The 15,066-nt window shown below is 51.4% G+C and carries 16 protein-coding genes; 11 read left to right on the top strand and 5 right to left on the bottom strand.

Going from position 1 to position 15,066, the window contains the following annotated elements; translation table 11 throughout:
* Positions 1-217: 217 nt before the first annotated feature.
* From L3D05_RS21830 to L3D05_RS21815, 4 genes are all read right to left on the bottom strand, one after another.
* Positions 218-1,456, bottom strand: a complete 1,239-nt coding sequence (locus L3D05_RS21830; RefSeq protein WP_239618505.1) for a hypothetical protein — start codon at positions 1,454-1,456, stop codon at positions 218-220.
* Positions 1,446-2,627: a glycosyltransferase family 4 protein gene (locus tag L3D05_RS21825; protein ID WP_239618504.1), complete on the bottom strand. Its 1,182-nt coding sequence runs from the start codon at positions 2,625-2,627 to the stop codon at positions 1,446-1,448. Before L3D05_RS21825 ends, L3D05_RS21830 begins: the two co-directional genes overlap by 11 nt.
* The gene (locus L3D05_RS21820) at positions 2,624-3,667 is read right to left on the bottom strand and encodes a nucleotidyltransferase family protein (protein WP_239618503.1); all 1,044 of its coding nucleotides are present in this window, start codon (positions 3,665-3,667) and stop codon (positions 2,624-2,626) included. Before L3D05_RS21820 ends, L3D05_RS21825 begins: the two co-directional genes overlap by 4 nt.
* 267 nt (positions 3,668-3,934) lie before the next feature.
* Positions 3,935-4,099, bottom strand: coding sequence for a DUF1328 domain-containing protein (locus L3D05_RS21815; protein WP_239618502.1), 165 nt, complete (start codon positions 4,097-4,099; stop codon positions 3,935-3,937).
* 175 nt (positions 4,100-4,274) lie between these two features.
* Between L3D05_RS21815 and L3D05_RS21810 the strand changes: the two genes are divergently transcribed.
* From L3D05_RS21810 to L3D05_RS21780, 7 genes are all read left to right on the top strand, one after another.
* Positions 4,275-4,748, top strand: a complete 474-nt coding sequence (locus L3D05_RS21810) for a DUF948 domain-containing protein (RefSeq protein WP_239618501.1) — start codon at positions 4,275-4,277, stop codon at positions 4,746-4,748.
* A 1-nt stretch (position 4,749) separates the two neighbouring features.
* The gene (locus L3D05_RS21805) at positions 4,750-5,232 is read left to right on the top strand and encodes a hypothetical protein (RefSeq protein ID WP_239618500.1); all 483 of its coding nucleotides are present in this window, start codon (positions 4,750-4,752) and stop codon (positions 5,230-5,232) included.
* 79 nt (positions 5,233-5,311) lie between these two features.
* On the top strand, positions 5,312-5,635 hold the full coding sequence (locus L3D05_RS21800) for a YflT domain-containing protein (protein ID WP_239618499.1): 324 nt from the start codon (positions 5,312-5,314) through the stop codon (positions 5,633-5,635).
* A gap of 195 nt (positions 5,636-5,830) precedes the next feature.
* Positions 5,831-6,991, top strand: a complete 1,161-nt coding sequence (locus tag L3D05_RS21795) for a SpoIIE family protein phosphatase (RefSeq protein ID WP_239618498.1) — start codon at positions 5,831-5,833, stop codon at positions 6,989-6,991.
* Positions 6,988-9,912 carry a response regulator gene (locus L3D05_RS21790; protein ID WP_239618497.1) on the top strand — a complete coding sequence of 975 codons (2,925 nt, stop codon included), beginning with the start codon at positions 6,988-6,990 and terminating at the stop codon, positions 9,910-9,912. Before L3D05_RS21795 ends, L3D05_RS21790 begins: the two co-directional genes overlap by 4 nt.
* A gap of 14 nt (positions 9,913-9,926) precedes the next feature.
* On the top strand, positions 9,927-10,748 hold the full coding sequence (locus tag L3D05_RS21785; RefSeq protein WP_239618496.1) for a CheR family methyltransferase: 822 nt from the start codon (positions 9,927-9,929) through the stop codon (positions 10,746-10,748).
* A gap of 100 nt (positions 10,749-10,848) precedes the next feature.
* A complete protein-coding gene (locus L3D05_RS21780) occupies positions 10,849-11,331 on the top strand; it encodes a general stress protein (RefSeq protein ID WP_239618495.1) in 483 nt (160 codons plus the stop codon).
* Positions 11,332-11,394: 63 nt separating this feature from the next.
* Here L3D05_RS21780 and L3D05_RS21775 read toward each other — a convergent pair whose 3' ends face one another.
* Positions 11,395-12,621, bottom strand: coding sequence for an NAD(P)/FAD-dependent oxidoreductase (locus L3D05_RS21775; RefSeq protein WP_239618494.1), 1,227 nt, complete (start codon positions 12,619-12,621; stop codon positions 11,395-11,397).
* A gap of 193 nt (positions 12,622-12,814) precedes the next feature.
* Between L3D05_RS21775 and L3D05_RS21770 the strand changes: the two genes are divergently transcribed.
* The 4 genes from L3D05_RS21770 to L3D05_RS21755 all read left to right on the top strand — a co-directional run bounded on the left by L3D05_RS21770 (position 12,815) and on the right by L3D05_RS21755 (position 14,791).
* On the top strand, positions 12,815-13,135 hold the full coding sequence (locus L3D05_RS21770) for an STAS domain-containing protein (protein ID WP_239618493.1): 321 nt from the start codon (positions 12,815-12,817) through the stop codon (positions 13,133-13,135).
* A gap of 30 nt (positions 13,136-13,165) precedes the next feature.
* The gene (gene rsbW, locus L3D05_RS21765; RefSeq protein WP_239618492.1) at positions 13,166-13,606 is read left to right on the top strand and encodes an anti-sigma B factor RsbW; all 441 of its coding nucleotides are present in this window, start codon (positions 13,166-13,168) and stop codon (positions 13,604-13,606) included.
* On the top strand, positions 13,603-14,370 hold the full coding sequence (locus L3D05_RS21760) for a sigma-70 family RNA polymerase sigma factor (RefSeq protein ID WP_239618491.1): 768 nt from the start codon (positions 13,603-13,605) through the stop codon (positions 14,368-14,370). The genes rsbW and L3D05_RS21760 overlap by 4 nt, the downstream gene beginning before the upstream one ends.
* Positions 14,371-14,455: 85 nt before the next feature.
* The gene (locus L3D05_RS21755) at positions 14,456-14,791 is read left to right on the top strand and encodes a hypothetical protein (RefSeq protein ID WP_239618490.1); all 336 of its coding nucleotides are present in this window, start codon (positions 14,456-14,458) and stop codon (positions 14,789-14,791) included.
* The last annotated feature ends 275 nt before the right edge of the window (positions 14,792-15,066 follow it).

Genomic DNA, 15,066 nt, shown 5'->3' with positions numbered 1-15,066 from the left:
AAAGGCAGTGGAGCAGGAAATAAGCCTGCCTAGCAGGCTTAAATGCTAGTGAAAGGCTCCGGAGCGGGAAATAAGCCTGCCTAGCAGGCTTAAATGCCGGGAGTAAGCGCAGGAGCAGGAAATTAGCCTGCCTAGCAGGCTTAATCGCCGGAGCGGAAAATAAAAACCTTTCATTACATCGCGCAAACAGCGCCATATAATGAAAGGTTTTTTGCGTTTATTTTCTGCGGCACAGTGCTTCCGTCATCAAGTAGGAGATCGTGGCCTCCGCCCCGCAGTTAAGATTGGCGCCATACGGAGTTAACCCGTCGCAGCAACTGCCGTCCGTCGGATCGGCGACCGGCACTCGCAAGTCGTTGTCGCCGTAATACCAATCCCTGCATAGGTCGCGGATGTCACGGTAATGCGTCCGATAATCGGTTTCCATCCCGGCGCGCGGGTTTAAGCCGGGTTGGTCTAGCGCTCCATACGAATGAAGGCGAATTCCCCCTGCGCGGAAGTCTAGCGTAGTCCCATGGCCGAGCGCGCTACCGACTAGGCGTTGGCTCTGTTCCGCAGCCAATGCGGCCTCTTCGAGAGCAAGCGCCAGCTTGAACAGCTCCAACGGCTGCTGATCCCAGCGGCTAACGGTGTCCGATTCGGAGGAGCACCAGTCTTCGTTGCCGATCGGCCTGAGCCAGCCTTCGTCGGTCGTCATAACTTGAAGCAGGAAGGAAAGGCTTTCCATGCCGTTCGTAAACGTTTCTTGCCGCTGCGTATACCGGAACGTTCTCAGCATGGCCCACGGAAGCACTCCGTTGCTGTAAGTCATTGCCGGCTCGAACCATCGCCATTTGTTTTCCGAGAAATCTCGGTAAGCGCGGTTAAGCAGCAGTTCCAACCGTATCATGTGATGCTGCAGATCGCCTTTTATATCCTGCGGGAGCTCGATCATCCCATCGCGCGCGGCCTCTAGCAAGTGGGCGCACGCAGCCATCGCGAAAGCTTGACCCCGAAGCGAATCGATTCTTCCGAGGGTAGGCACCGCTCGTTCGACGATGATTCTCGCGGTTTCCCGGATCGGGTCGCCGAGCCGAATCCACGCGTCCGCGCATGCCCAGATCGAGCGCCCTTGGCAATCATGGGATATGTCCTCCGGTTCTAGCGTTCGATCATAGGCGAAATTGTTGAGCCACCACCCATCATCGTTCTGGGCCCAAAGCAAGAACGCCAAATAGATATCGGCCAATCGTCTAATCTCGGTTCGATCCTCGTTCCTTAGCTCCTTCTCTTCCAAGGAAAGCCACTCCGTAACCGTCCAAAGCGCCCGCGCGTTATCATCGGTCGTATAGCCTTCCCGTCGGCGCGGGATGCGCCCAAGCGCATGCTCCAGCAATCCCGTATCGTCCGTCAAACGGCGCAAATGGGCGAAAGAAGGTTGCGCCGCCCAACGGCTAATCTTGCCATTAGCCGACATCGGCAATTTTGTCTCCCTGCTCGGAACAAACTTTCTGGAATAGCCGCAGATGCTGCGCCCCTACGTGCGGCCAATGCATGTTTCGCCCGATTTCGGAAATGACGCGTTCCCAGTCCGCCAACATACCGGGATAAGTAAACACTTCAATCAGCTTTGAGCTCCATGCCTCTACGTCGCCGAACGGAAGAAGCATTTCTTCGTAACCCTGCATTAAATCTTTGGCGTATACGTATGGAGTGGATAGGATAGGCCGGCCCAAACCGGCGGCATAGGCCAACGTACCGCTCGTAATCTGTGCCATACCCGGGTAAGGGGTTAAATATAAATCGCATGCGGTGATGAGCGATACGAGTTGATCCTCCGGGATATAACGGTTAATCCACTGGACATGATGCTCCAGCCCCAGTTCCTTGATCAACATCGTTATTTCTTCGCGGTAAGCTTCGCCTTCATGCTTCAGCACTTCGGGATGAGTCTGTCCGGCGATCACGTAAAGCAAATCCGGAACGGCCTGAACGGCGGATGCCATCGCACGAAGAATAAGCTCGATGCCTTTGCTTCGTCCGAGTAGGCCGAAGGTGAACAGGACTTTGCGATGCTCCCATCCCGCCTCCCGACGGACATTCGCACGGTCGGAACGGTTCGGTACGGGAGTGCCGTGCGGGACGAACGTGATTTTCTCCAGCGGAATGCCGAAGTTGTCGTGCAAATAATCGATTCCTTTGCGGTTCATGACGAGAATGTGGTCGCTCCAACGCGCGATCTCTTTCTGCACGTCTGAATAAGGCGCAACGGGGTGTTCGAATACCGTATGAAAGGTCGTCACGACCGGTTTTTTCAAGCGTCGCATAAAATCGAGAACGTAAGAGCCGGCTTCGCCACCGAAAATTCCGAATTCATGCTGGAGAGATACGACATCGACCGAACTTTGATTAATCACGTCAGCTGCTTTTCTGTATTCGTCTTGATCTTGCTTGACGAGAGGTAACATCCAAGGCTCTTGATAGTCCGCCCTTTCTTCGGGATTGCATAAAGTAACGACGGGATCGGGTATCCGATTTCCTTTGGCATGAGCGATTGCCTCGCGCAAATGATGCGTGTAGGTGGCAAGTCCGCATTTTTTAGGAACATAAGTACTGGCAAAAGCGATTTGAGGGAGACGGTTGTTCATCGGCGATGCACCTCCAAAATACGATTACATACGGCTTCGTGCAAAATATGAGGACCTACTTGCATGCCGCTTCCGAAAATACATTCGTTAAGCTGGGCTCCGGCACGGACTTTGCAACGATCCCACAGGATAGAGTTGGATAGGCGCACTTGGCTGCCGATTCGGCTGCTTTTTCCAACGACGGCGTATGGACCGATAATCGCCCGATCTCCGATCGTGACATCGTCGCCGATCATGACCGGGGGCACGAACAACACCCCTTGGCCGACCCGGACGTTATCGCCAAGCCAAATGCTTTTGTCTTCCATTACCTTGCCGTCGATACGGACCGGAAAACGCCGGTCGAGCAGGTCCCAATGGAGCTGGCGATAACGCTCCTTAGTGCCCATATCCATCCAATATCCGCCAATGGGATGGCCGTAAATTCCGCTGCCGTTCTCGATCAAGAGCGGGAACGTTTCCTTCTCGATGGACACGGGCCGGCCGGTCGGCACGAAGTCTAGCGCTCTCCGCTCCATAATGTATATGCCGGCGTTGATCCGATTTGACGGTGCATCTTCTTTTTTCGGTTTTTCGATGAATCGATCGATTCGTCCGTTGACGGATTGCTCGACGACGCCGTAGTGGGAAGGGTCATCGACTTCCGTCAGGCAGATCGTAGCGGCACCGCCATGATTTTCGTGAAATCGCAAAGCGGAAGTCAGGTCGACTTGATGGATAATATCGGCGTTAACGACGATGAACCGATCGCTGAGCAGATGCTCGGCATTCTTGATCGCCCCTGCCGTTCCCAGCAGCTCTTTTTCCACCGAATAATCGATTCGGACGCCGTAAGCGGAACCGTCGCCGAGATGGCTCTCTATCAGCTCTCGATAATGGTTCACCGCGATGACGAAATCGTGTATCCCTTGTTCTTTGTAATGCATAAGCAAATGCTCCAGCCATGGGCGATTGCCCACCAGGGCCATCGGTTTCGGAAGATGTTCCGTCAAGGGGCGCAACCTAGTTCCCAGACCGCCGGCGAGAAATAATGCTTTCATGAAAGAACCAACCTCCGTTTAATTGATGTATTCCCCGCAGGGTCAATTGACTATCATTAAACGCAATCATCCTAGCTTCAATCACCACCCCGTAGAAAAAAACGACGCTTCCCAAATCGCAAGAGCGTAGGGAAGCGTCTGTATCGGTTAAAGGTGAGAGGAAGAGGTGACGGAAGGTTACGATATAGCCTACTTTACCTGAAAAAGGAATTATAAGCAACCATTATCCAGTCAGCTTGTCCGCTTGAAACGCTTGCGGCAGTAAGGCTAGACCCGATTTCGCCTTCCCGTGATCAAGGAAACGATAAACAAAATCAAGAAAACGAAAAATAAGATTTTTGCGATGCCAGCAGCCGCGCTGACCAAACCTCCGAATCCGAAGATCGCGGCGACGATCGCCACAACTAGAAAGACAAACGTCCAATATAACATGTGAATTCCCCCTTTTTGATCTGGATCGGCTAGCCACTTACGGCGGCCGAGTCCGGAGATAGTGTTTGGTTACCCTTTATTTTTATAGGTGAATCTTGTCGCCGGAAATGTTTCGAGATCCTATGCGCAGGGGTAACGAAAGGTAGGACGGCATGCAAGAAGTGGAGGGATGTCCATGGAAAATAATGAAATTATAGCTTGGAGCGTTGCATTGGCAGCGATCGCTTTCGTCATCTTGTGCGGTTTTATAATATCTCTACTAAAGACTGCGCAACGGTCTCTCGTAACCGCGCAATCCGCGATGCAGGAAGTGAAGGAAACCGTCGAAGGGCTGCAGGGAGAAGTAAAGAAACTAGCGGAAAGCGTCAACGACACGGCCGAGAACATTAAGAGCAAGCTCCAATCTACCGACCCTTTGTTTCATGCGGTGCAAGACGTAGGTGTGCTGATTAGCGAGGTGACGGGCACGGCCCGCAGAGCAACCGAGAACCTGGCAAATACGCTGCGCGAGCAGACAGCTTCGAAGGATGGCAACAACCCTTCTCCGTCTTGGCTGCAATGGGCGGCCTTAGCTTCGAGATTGATCATGAGCGCACAGAAAGGCTGGAAGCAACAGAAAGATCGATCCTATGCAAAGGAGGAAATCTGAAATGTTGATTTCGTGGCTGATTTTGTTTTCTTCGATCGTGAATGGCGGGGCGGCTCCGGCCGCGGCAGTTCCGGCAACTGCCGTCTATCCGGATCCCGTTCCGAAGCAATGGCAAATCGACGGGATAGAGTTGGGAGACCCGTCAAGCGAAGTTAGAGGAGCGTGGGGGAACCCCGGTAAGATCGAATCCGACGAGTGGCAAAGCGGGTGCGAAGTTTGGAGTTATACCGGCGGGAAAAACGTCGGGATGTGCGAAGGGGAAGTTTCCTTCATTCAAGTAACGGCAAACGCGAAATCCGCCAACCTAAACGGACGAATGGTTAAGATAGCCGACAAAGATCTCCGGCAAGCGCTCGGCAAGCCTGAATTTCAAGCAGATGACGGATGGGGAGTCGTTAACGGTTCGGATTCGCTTAAAGTATTCGTGGATGATAGAGGCAATCCCGTCTCGCTAGATCTATTCGACGGGACTTGCAGCGTCTGAGAGAATTACGAAAGAATTGTTTCAATGAATAATGGATCGTTAAATAGGAAGCATCAAAGATTATAGGAGGAGATTAACCATGAAAGCCTATGCTAAACTAGTAAATAACGGATTGGAAGCCTTCGATGTCGTGAACGATTTGCACCGTCAAGGATATACGGAGAAAGAAATCTATGTGCTCGCTCACGAAAGCGACCGTACGGCCAGGTTAGCCGATGCGGCGGATACGAATAAAGTTGGATTGTCGGAAGAAGGAATGTTCGAAACGATCGCCAATTTATTCCGAACCCGCGGTGACGAACTTCGCAACAAAATCGAATCGATGGGCTTCGATCCCTACGAAGCGAGTATGTACGAGATGGAACTGGACCATGGCAAAGTTCTTGTCATGGCTCGACATTAACGGAGTAAGCCATTTGTTTATAATAAATTAATAATATCCCTGTTTCAAAAGGCGTAAGGAAGGGTTAAAACAAAATAAGAGCTGTTTTTAATAGAGATAGAGGAATGAGGGCGGAACGATCCGCCACTCATTCCTTATTCGCGTTTATTGCTCTGGGCTGTTGTTACGAGAGATAACGAGGAGACAAAGATAAATATGGCCGTATTGATCGTAGATGACAACGCAATGAACGTGATGGTCATTCAGGAAATGCTTAAGCGCGCGGGATACGACGATTTTCTCGTCGCTTACTCGGCGAAGGAAATGTTCGGAACGCTACGGGAGAAGAGCGAAGGACAGCCGATCGGGGCTTCGCGGATCGATTTGATTTTATTGGATCTGATGATGCCCGAAATGGACGGAATCGAGGCTTGCCGAATACTGCAAACGAACGATTGCTACAAAGATATTCCCGTCATTATGGTCACCGCGATCGGCGACTCCAGGAAACTGGCCGAAGCGCTCGATGCGGGAGCGATAGATTTCGTTACGAAGCCGATCAACAAAACGGAGCTGCTGGCGAGAATGCGTTCCGCCCTCAAGTTGAAGGGAGAGCTGGATTGGCATAAGGAAAGGGATTCCCGCATCCGGCAGGAGCTATTGTTGGCGCGCCAAGTACAGGAATCGGTGCTTCCTGATCCGGTAGATGCGGCCGACGTTCGGATTCAAGCGTATTTCCAAGCATCCGAGGCGCTCGCGGGCGATCTATATGCATGGCATAAAATCGATGACAAGCACTGGGCAATAGCGGTCATTGACGCGATGGGCCACGGGATATCCTCTTCGCTCGTCAGTATGTTTATCGCCTCTATTCTGAAGGAGTCCATGAGGACGCTATGGTCGCCCGAGCGCGTATTCAAGGAGCTGAACCGCCGTTTAATGGGGCTCCAATGGGAGAACGAACTCATTCATTATTATTGCACGGGCATATACGTTACGCTCGACTTGGATTGCGGCAAGTTGGAGTATGCGAATGCCGGGCATCCTCCCGGTTACGTATTTCGCGCGGATAACTCCGAACCTGAGATGTTATGTGTCAGTTCGGCCCCGCTCGGCATGTTCGACAAGTTGAACATCGTAACCCACAGCTTAACGCTTAGCGCCGGGGATCGGCTGTATTTGTTCACGGACGGAATTCTGAGTTCGTTCCAAGGAGAGGAAGAAGCGCAGCTTAGTCAATTGGCGTCTTTGCTTCATCAAGCCGGGAAGGATACCGACAGCTTGGAACAACTGTTTGCCTGCAAGCCGCTGGACGGTCGCTCGGATGACCGATGCCTCGTCACGATAGAAGTGTTGAAGGGAGGAGCGGATACATGAAAATCAAAACGAAATTAGCCGTCGGGTTTACGTTGCTGCTGCTCCTTCTGGTCGGCATCACGTCATTCGGATATATACGCTTAAGCCAGATGAACCATTCTTTGAATCAATTTTACGATAACCGTTTCGAGAAAGTCAGATTAGCGCTCGCGGTAAGGGGAGAGATTAATTCTTCCGGACGTGTCATGAACGATATTATGATCGGAGATCAGGATCCCTCGGAAGGCGTCGACGAGGTCACGAATCGACTGACGGGCGCAAGCAAGCAATTCAACACGTTAAGCAGCATGGAGCTTACCGGCGCGGAGCAAGATGTGATGGATGGAATCATGAAAGTGACCGAAGGTTACGTTACTTCATTAGAAACGTTCATTGAGCTGGTCAAATCGGGAGATGTGGAGAAGGCGAAGAAGCTATATGCCGACAAGCTTCGCGGAGAGCAAAGACAGTTGATCGACTCGATGGATGAACTCGTGAAAACGCAAGAAAACGCGATGAAAACGGAAATGGCGGATTCCAGAACGCTATACGACAAGTCGGTGCAGACGGTTGCCTTGTTCACCATCATCGGCCTGATCCTTGGTGTGGCAATCGTCATGTGGGTGTTCCCGAGCATTACGCAAGGCTTGAATTTACTCGAACGGATGGCACAGCGGTTCGGTAGAGGGCGTCTTCGCAGCTTTGTCCGGTTCGATATTAAATCGAAGGACGAGTTGGGCGAATTGGCGCAACTGTTCAAACGGATCGCGCTTGACTTGCAAGTGAAGAACGAGCGGGAGGCGTTGCTTGCTTCGATCCAGCAACGTCAAGGGAGAGTGAACGCCCAAATCGCGCGGGTAACGGAACTGCTGCAGGAGGGGCATGACGTCAAGCTCGTGGCGCAATCCTTTATTTCCGAATTCGCGCCTGTGCTTGGCGTTTCTTATGGGCTCGTTTATTTATCCGACCCGGCAGCGGGAGAAGGAAATCTGGAGTTGTCCGGTTCTTACGCGGTATTAAGCGAAAACGGGGAAGGGGAGCCATCGGTTCCTTCCTTCGTTCGGCCGGGAGAAGGCTTGACCGGCCAATGTTATCAAGATGCCAAGCCCATCGTCATGGAGAATCTACCGGAAGGCTACGTCAAGGTGAGCTCGGGTCTCGGCATGACCGAGCCAAGTACGCTTATCATTCAGCCGATCCTTTACGAGAATGCCGTCATAGGAGTCATCGAGCTGGCTTCCGTCGACGGATTCGATTCCGAACGCAAGGAGTTGCTTCTCGCGCTATGCGACAAATTCGGAACGATTCTGAACAATATTTTTTCCCGCCTGCGGGTGGAGGAACTGTTGCGGGAGTCTCAAGCGATGACGGAGGAACTTCAGGTCCAATCCGAAGAGCTCGTCTGCCAGCAGGAAGAACTCCGGGAGACGAACGACAAGCTGGAAAGCCAGCAGGACGATCTGAAAAAATCGGAACAACGGCTGCAGCAACAGCAGGAAGAATTGGAGCATACCAATCAGGAACTAACGGTTAAGACGATCGCCTTGGAACAGCACATCGAGCGCGTCGAAATCCAAAATCGGCAAATTGCCCTAGCCAATTCCGAGCTCGAACGCCAAGCGCTCCAACTGGCTCTGACGAGCAAATACAAATCGGAATTTCTGGCGAACATGTCCCACGAGCTAAGAACGCCTCTAAACAGTTTATTGATCTTATCGGAGTTTCTCGCGGAGAACGAAGAAGGCAACTTAACCGATAAGCAGCGGGAATATATGCAGACGATTCACGTATCCGGTCACGACCTGCTCAAGATGATCGATGAGATTCTGGATCTGTCCAAGATCGATGCGGGTAAAATGGATATTCATCCGGAATGGATGGTACTGGGCGATCTCTCGGCATTCCTGGACAATATGTTCGCGCCGATGGCTGCTGCCAAACGTCTGTCGCTGATTGTAGACAACTCGAACGATATTCCAGGCGCGATCTGGACCGATGGACATCGACTGAAACAAATTATGAGAAATTTGTTCTCGAATGCGATTAAATTTACCGATAACGGAGCTGTCTCGTTTGCGGTGCGCAGGCCGAGTGAACAGGAATTGAACTCGGGCGGCAGGGAAGAAGGAACGAGATACATCGCCTTGTCCGTAACCGATACGGGTATAGGCATTCATCCGGACAAACGCGATCTCATCTTCGAAGCCTTCCGCCAAGCCGACGGCACGACGAGCCGGAAATATGGAGGAACAGGACTAGGCTTGACGATCAGCAGGGAGTTAGCCCAACTGCTCGGAGGGTGGATTCATTTGGATACCGAGCCGGACAAAGGCAGTACCTTTACCCTTGTGTTACCCGAACGTCAACCCGATCAGCAGTCTCTAGAGGAGGAGTTTCAGGCTTATTCTTCCGAGTGGACTGCCGCATCCGCGGAAACCATGGAAGCGGAAAGTTTCGATGAGATTAACGTTAACCCTTCCGATACAATACCGAGCACGTCCGTTCTCGAAGTCGATTCAGCTCAAGAAGGGGAGGATATGCCGAAGCCGCCCGAGAAGGAAGAGGTGTTCGACAACAAGAAAATTTTGTTGGTGGATGACGACACCCGTAATATGTTCGCCCTGTCCAGCGTATTGGAGCATCACAATATGCGCGTCGTATATGCCGAGAACGGCATTGAAGCGTTGAATAGGCTCGACGAAGAGTCGGATATCGATCTCGTGCTCATGGATATCATGATGCCCGTAATGGATGGATACGAGGCGATGAAACGAATTCGGGATAACGAGGCGTGGAATAAAGTTCCGATTATCGCGTTAACAGCTAAAGCGATGATGGACGATCGCAACAAGTGTATCGAAGCCGGCGCTTCCGACTATATTACGAAACCGGTCAATAAAGATCAGCTCTTATCTCTGATAAGAGTGTGGCTGCACCGATGAGCGGAAGGAATGCCATGGACGACGATTTGGAGAAAATCGAGACGACGTTGTTGCTCGAGGGTATTTTCCGTAGATACGGTTATGATTTTAGAAAATATTCTTATGCTTCCATACGCCGTCGGATATGGCATCGCATACATCTGGAGGGCTTGCCTAACGTCTCTTGCCTGCAAGAGAAAGTGCTGCATGACCCCGAGGTTTTCAAGAGATTGCTGGGTGATCTCGTTATCCCGGTAACGGAAATGTACCGCGATCCGGAGATGTTCCTTTCCTTCCGAAGGGATATCGTACCTCATCTACGCAAGCTGCCTTTTGTACGGATTTGGCACGCCGGTTGCTCCACGGGCGAGGAGGTTCATTCTTTAGCCATTTTGCTGGAGGAAGAAGGGTTGCTGGACCAATCTCGAATTTATGCGACCGACATTAACGAGAATGCGCTCGAGATCGCCAAAGACGGCATAATCCCGATCGACAGGATGAAACAATATACGAAAAACTATCAAGCCGCGGGTGGCGGACGCTCTTTCTCGGATTACTACGACTCCGATAACGGGGGCGTTAGGATCAAACCGCATCTACGACGGAACATCGTGTTCGCCCGTCATAATTTGGTGACGGACAGCTCCTTTAACGAATTCCATGTGATCTTGTGCCGCAACGTGATGATTTATTTCAACAACCAGTTAAGGGATCAGGTTCACAGGCTATTTTACGAGAGCTTGGCGCACGAAGGTATTCTGATCGTCGGGGCCAAAGAATCTATCAGCTTTACCCCCATGTCGGATAGATACGAGACGTTCAACGACCGCAATCGGATCTTTCGTAAAATGAGATAACCGCAGAGCGGAGGATAAGTCCTTCCCGGTTCAAAGAGCCATGATCAGGGTATAGCTATTACATGGGCCTATAAGGCTATTCGTGATAGGAGGTATTCTCATGTCGATGGTAATCGGACTATTCGAGCAGGAAACGAAGGTATTGAAAGCGATCCGGCAGTTGCGCGAAGCCGGTGCGGATAATGACGGGATTCGGGTAGCCGTGAAAAACAGGGAAAGCGCTCCGCTGCTAGCCGATGACGGCAATGTTCGGCTCGAAGCGCTGGATGAGCTTCGGGAAGTACGCGGGAACGACAGAGTCGAGGATGACGATGCATGGGTTCTGGCATCTGCCCCGCTCGGCTTCCCCGTTGGTAATATGACGGCGTCCGGACCGACCGGCGTCGTATTGGTTGCCGGATACGGTTCCGAGGATGAGTTTGGCAGCGAAGAAGCGCTGTATAACATCGGAGTGCCGGACGAAGCCGCGAAACGCTGCGCGCAAGCGATCAATTTAGGACATTACGTGCTGCTTGCCGAGACGGACATAGAAGGAAACGTCGCTTCCTTGCTTAACGAAGCGGGAGCTAACGTGATCCATTAATTAGCTAATCAAGGGGCTGTCCATTAAGGTCTTACAAGGCCTAGGGGACAGCCCTTGATTTGTTTATTGATGCGGCGTCGGTTTGGCCGAACGATCGGGACGTACAATAGAAGCAATCGGATTATCGAAGCCAAGCAGCCGATCCCGGATGATTTCCGCGCCGAGCAGGCTATAGATGGTGCCGTTGCCCCCGTAACCCAAGCAATAATATTGCCCTGGCCGATCGGGGTCTTCGCCTAGCCAAGGAAGACCGTCCGCGGACTCGCCGAATGAGGCGCACCATTCATAACGGATGTGTGCGTTTAATTCCGGGAACAGCTTATGAAGTTCGGAGAGCAGTCTCATCGAATGGTTCCTTAACTCCCGTTCGGACAATACCGGCTGGCGGACGTTCTCATCCAACCCTCCGACAACGATTCGATCGTCGGTCGTCGTTCTCATATACAAGTACGGCCGCGCGGTTTCCCACAATAAGAAGCGTTCGTGCCAGGCGGACAACGATTGTACAGGATCGGTAACGATCGCGTAAGAACGATTGATCGTCGCCTGAACCCATCGCCCTCCAGCAAGCTCGGGCGTATAACCTACCGCGTATACGATATGTTCCGCATCGATCACTCCGTCGCCCGTCATGACCCGGTAACCTCCGGAGCGGGATTCTACGGATAACAGGGCCGTATTCTCGTATATTCTCAACCCATTCCGAACGGCCTCATCGGCTAAAGCATGAACGAACAAATAAGGATTGACTTCTCCGTCTCCGTGAGTGACGATGGCCGCTGCCCGGCGAAAGGGAAAATGCTCGGCAATGCGCGTTTCATCCCACCATTCCGCATCGAATCCGTTTCGGTGGAGCATATCGTATTCCTTCATTAACACTGAAACGTCTTCAGGCTTAGAAGCGTAATAGAGGCTGCTGCGTCGCTTAAAGTCCGTTTCGCTCCGCAAGCCGTCCGCGATATCGCATAATTTCTCGGCAGAGTGTTTGCATGCGCGGTAGAATCGAACTGCGGTTTGTTCCCCGATCTGTTCGGCGAACTCGCTCAGCATCGTATCGTTACTGAATTGAAGGAGTCCCGTATTCGCGGAAGTGCTTCCGGAAGCAATCAATCGTTGTTCGATCAATATGGCGTCGATGCCGCTTTTGGCCAAAGTATATCCGCACGTAACTCCGGACATGCCTCCTCCAATAATGACGGCGCGAGTTTTGGTGGGACCTTTCAGTGAAGGGTGGCGGTTAGACTTTGCTAAGGTTCCCGGCCAGAATAACGTTCCGAAGTGTAGACCCATATAAGTCGCCTCCAATGTTCCAGCCTAACAACAAAGCTGACGGTTGAAACTTAGCATACCGAATAAATGACCGGGTATGCGGGGGCCATTTATTTTCATGTTTCAATAGGTTAGCAATCGGGTTATAACATCATTAGAGCAATAATTAATGAATGCAATAGGCTTCATGTCGGGAAGAAGAGGGGAGATCGTTATGTTGACGGATAAATTTACGCTTCGTACGGAAAGCAAGGAAGGTCAGATGATCGTATTCGTGGGAGGAGAGTTCGATCTGGAGGTTGCCACGCAGATGCGGTCGGCAATGGAGCCGTTGATCGAATTAGCGGACCAGAGGCTAACGTTAAATCTTCAAGATTTGAAATACATCGATAGCACGGGGATCGGAATCCTCATCTCTATCGTGAAGGCGCGACACGCTCGCAACGCTTCTTTTGATGTCGAGCATATTCCAACCCATATACGCAAACTATTCGACATGACCGGGATTACCCCTTATTTGGCGAAAGCGGAATAATAATCGAGAGAGGAATGAGGAGAGAATCCCATGGCTAAAGAAAGTATCGTAACATTAACCGTTCCCGCCTTGCCGGAATACGTCGATTTGGTTCGGCTAACTTTATACGGTATCGCGAGCAAAATGAAATTCACATTCGAAGATATCGAAGATATGAAGGTGGCCGTATCCGAGGCCTGCAACAATGCGGTTCTTCATGCTTACGGAGGAGCCGAAGGCAAGATTGAGATACAGTTCGCGAGCTACGACGAAGAGCTTGCGATTACGGTGCGGGATTACGGCAGAAGCTTCACGGCTTCTGAAAACAAGGAGACGCCTTCCTTGCACGGCAAATCCATTAACGAAATCCAGTCGGGCGGATTGGGTCTTTACTTGATGCAAGCGCTAATGGACCGGGTAGACGTGCAGAATGACGGCGGTACGGCGGTCACGCTTACGAAGAAACGGATGAAATCCGAAGAGACCGCATGAATTCCCATTCCGCGCGTTTGCCCGACGACGCAATCACGATACTTATCGAGTATCAGAGAACGTTATGCAGTGACCTTGCCGACCAATTGATTCGTAACTATGAGCCAATGGTTAGGATGGCCGCCAATAAAATGTCGCGCAACCGACCGGATCTATTCGACGATCTGTTCCAGGTCGGCCAGATGTCCCTTTTCAGGCTGCTTAAGCAGTTTGATCCCGAATTGGGCATTCCATTCGAGCCCTACGCCATGAAGAGCATGATCGGCCATATGAAAAATTACTTAAGAGACAAGTCGTGGTATATACAAGTGCCCCGTAGGATTAAGGAAAAGGGGCTTGTCGTTCAACACGCGATCGACGAGCTGATGAGTAAGCTGGAGCGTTCTCCTAACGTCGACGAAATTGCCGGCCATCTTGGACTGGATACGGAAGAAACGCTCGAAATTTTAGCGGGTAGAGATTTATATCAGTACGTATCTTTGGATACGCCGATATCGGATGAGGAAAACACGTCCGTGCTAGGAGAATTGATCGGTTCGCCGACGGACGATTACGCGGCACTCGAGAGGAAACTCGATTTGAACGATGCCATGGAGCGGTTAAAGCCGGAGGAGCGGCAAGTGCTGCGGTTAGTTTTCGAGAGCGGGCTATCGCAACGCTCGATCGCGGACGAACTCGGCGTATCGCAGATGAGCATCTCCCGGATTCAGAAGCGGGCGATCGATAAGCTTAAGGGAATGATTCGAGAAACGGAAGAACTTTGAATTTCGTTCCGATATCCGTTTCAATCTTGCCGGGATGGTGTAATAAACCTTACGGAAGTATTCATCCGCAAAGGAGATGGAGAAGATGACGATCAAATATCGGATCCCATGCTCGGAAAGCGACATTTTCGTATTGGAAAAAGAGGACGAGTTTCATGTTACGATCGGGTCCCGCGTGAACCCGCTTAGCTTCGGGAACAAGCTTGCCGATTATGTTTCGCTAGGACGGGCGATCGACGCGGCGGATAAGTTTTGCAGCATGTATACGCTCATCAAGCAATACGGCTATCATCTCGAAGGCTCCACTTTTCTCAAGGAAGGGATGCCATCGATCCCCGTTCCGGAACTGTTGGACAAGATGGTTACTCTTGAAGCGATGAAAGAGATGCTCGATCAGAACGCTCTAATCCTTAAAACTTAGAAGATCAGCTTACCTATGCCGATGTCCTCTTAGAGGGCATCGGCTTTTTGATTTTTGCGCGATGATTCCAAAGCCCTACCCATGCTCCGTTGCATGAGCTGCTTGGATGGTCCGCTTCGTTCCAATGCGTGAGGGGGAGACTGAGCATCTGGTTGGTTACTTTGGAGCGCTGTAGTTAGGATTTACCGGACTGCACAGGTATTTGAGTTACTTTGGAGCGTCGCAGTTATATCGGCTCTGTCACCAAAAAACCCATTCCTATCGATCAGGAATGG

Origin of the sequence: Cohnella mopanensis, from assembly GCF_022352055.1 — a bacterium.
GTDB lineage: Bacteria > Bacillota > Bacilli > Paenibacillales > Paenibacillaceae > Cohnella > Cohnella mopanensis.
This window is presented reverse-complemented; position numbering and strand designations above follow the sequence as displayed.

Excerpts from the sequence above, each read along its gene's own strand:
- L3D05_RS21830 (WP_239618505.1), bottom strand. The coding sequence starts at position 1,456 with ATGTCGGCTAATGGCAAGATTAGCCGTTGGGCGGCGCAACCTTCTTTC.
- L3D05_RS21825 (WP_239618504.1), bottom strand. The coding sequence starts at position 2,627 with ATGAACAACCGTCTCCCTCAAATCGCTTTTGCCAGTACTTATGTTCCT.
- L3D05_RS21820 (WP_239618503.1), bottom strand. The coding sequence starts at position 3,667 with ATGAAAGCATTATTTCTCGCCGGCGGTCTGGGAACTAGGTTGCGCCCC.
- L3D05_RS21815 (WP_239618502.1), bottom strand. The coding sequence starts at position 4,099 with ATGTTATATTGGACGTTTGTCTTTCTAGTTGTGGCGATCGTCGCCGCG.
- L3D05_RS21810 (WP_239618501.1), top strand. The coding sequence starts at position 4,275 with ATGGAAAATAATGAAATTATAGCTTGGAGCGTTGCATTGGCAGCGATC.
- L3D05_RS21805 (WP_239618500.1), top strand. The coding sequence starts at position 4,750 with ATGTTGATTTCGTGGCTGATTTTGTTTTCTTCGATCGTGAATGGCGGG.
- L3D05_RS21800 (WP_239618499.1), top strand. The coding sequence starts at position 5,312 with ATGAAAGCCTATGCTAAACTAGTAAATAACGGATTGGAAGCCTTCGAT.
- L3D05_RS21795 (WP_239618498.1), top strand. The coding sequence starts at position 5,831 with ATGGCCGTATTGATCGTAGATGACAACGCAATGAACGTGATGGTCATT.
- L3D05_RS21790 (WP_239618497.1), top strand. The coding sequence starts at position 6,988 with ATGAAAATCAAAACGAAATTAGCCGTCGGGTTTACGTTGCTGCTGCTC.
- L3D05_RS21785 (WP_239618496.1), top strand. The coding sequence starts at position 9,927 with ATGGACGACGATTTGGAGAAAATCGAGACGACGTTGTTGCTCGAGGGT.
- L3D05_RS21780 (WP_239618495.1), top strand. The coding sequence starts at position 10,849 with ATGTCGATGGTAATCGGACTATTCGAGCAGGAAACGAAGGTATTGAAA.
- L3D05_RS21775 (WP_239618494.1), bottom strand. The coding sequence starts at position 12,621 with ATGGGTCTACACTTCGGAACGTTATTCTGGCCGGGAACCTTAGCAAAG.
- L3D05_RS21770 (WP_239618493.1), top strand. The coding sequence starts at position 12,815 with ATGTTGACGGATAAATTTACGCTTCGTACGGAAAGCAAGGAAGGTCAG.
- rsbW (WP_239618492.1), top strand. The coding sequence starts at position 13,166 with ATGGCTAAAGAAAGTATCGTAACATTAACCGTTCCCGCCTTGCCGGAA.
- L3D05_RS21760 (WP_239618491.1), top strand. The coding sequence starts at position 13,603 with ATGAATTCCCATTCCGCGCGTTTGCCCGACGACGCAATCACGATACTT.
- L3D05_RS21755 (WP_239618490.1), top strand. The coding sequence starts at position 14,456 with ATGACGATCAAATATCGGATCCCATGCTCGGAAAGCGACATTTTCGTA.